Raw genomic sequence first — 749 nt, 5'->3', positions numbered from 1 at the left:
GATCTAGCTATAGGTCAGTGGTATTTGGTGGCAATAAGGTATGATGTTTTCATGAGGTACCTTATTTTAGTTTTGTGTAACGAGTTTTAAAATTGTTTAGACATTTTTGTGCATAAATAACCGCTGACATCTTTAATGATGAAAGCGGTTGTTTATGACATATTCAGAAAGAATTATAGTTCTGTTTAAGAATGAAAAGCTTTTAGAAACTTGAATTATAATCCAGCCCATTCGCCCTCAACCCAGACTGGATTGGCGGCGTTACCCTCTCTGTTCATCCATTTATTACCTTGCCAATAACCGATCAAATGGTCACCTTCTTTACATTGTTTTGCGTAATATACTGAAGTTTCATAGTCATAGCATTTTTTGGTATCTTTATCAGGTGGGCAAAAGCCTTCTTGAACGTCACAATTGGGTGCTTGCCCAGGTAGGTATGCTCTACCTTCTTTACAGACATAGTCTACGGTGCCATGGGGTAGGTTATTATAATCCCAAAAATAATCGCCGTCAGAACCCAAAGGTTGGTTTGATACACAATCTAATGCCCAGCCACCTTCACTATTCAGAATATATTTATCAGGTTTTGAGTTATTAATCCCCGCTATATTATCTATACAGCCTGTTAATAGTACTGCAATGAGTCCGCTAGCGATGAGGTATGATTTTTTCATGAAGTGTCTTATTTTAGTTTTGTGTAACGAGTTTTAAAATTGTTTAGACATTTTTTTGTATAAATAACCGCTGAC

Annotated in this window: 1 protein-coding gene; it reads right to left on the bottom strand. The window is 36.4% G+C overall.

The annotated features are described in order from the left end of the window. Nucleotides 1-215: 215 nt before the first annotated feature. Nucleotides 216-674, bottom strand: coding sequence for a hypothetical protein (locus ACT3RN_RS16000; RefSeq protein WP_444518855.1), 459 nt, complete (start codon nucleotides 672-674; stop codon nucleotides 216-218). Nucleotides 675-749 lie beyond the last annotated feature (75 nt).

This window comes from Psychrobacter sp. AOP5-GZ1-6 (assembly GCF_052376345.1).
Classification (GTDB): domain Bacteria; phylum Pseudomonadota; class Gammaproteobacteria; order Pseudomonadales; family Moraxellaceae; genus Psychrobacter.
This window is presented reverse-complemented; position numbering and strand designations above follow the sequence as displayed.

Bases quoted from the DNA above. Each gene is read 5' to 3' on its own strand.
- ACT3RN_RS16000 (WP_444518855.1), bottom strand. From the start codon at position 674: ATGAAAAAATCATACCTCATCGCTAGCGGACTCATTGCAGTACTATTA.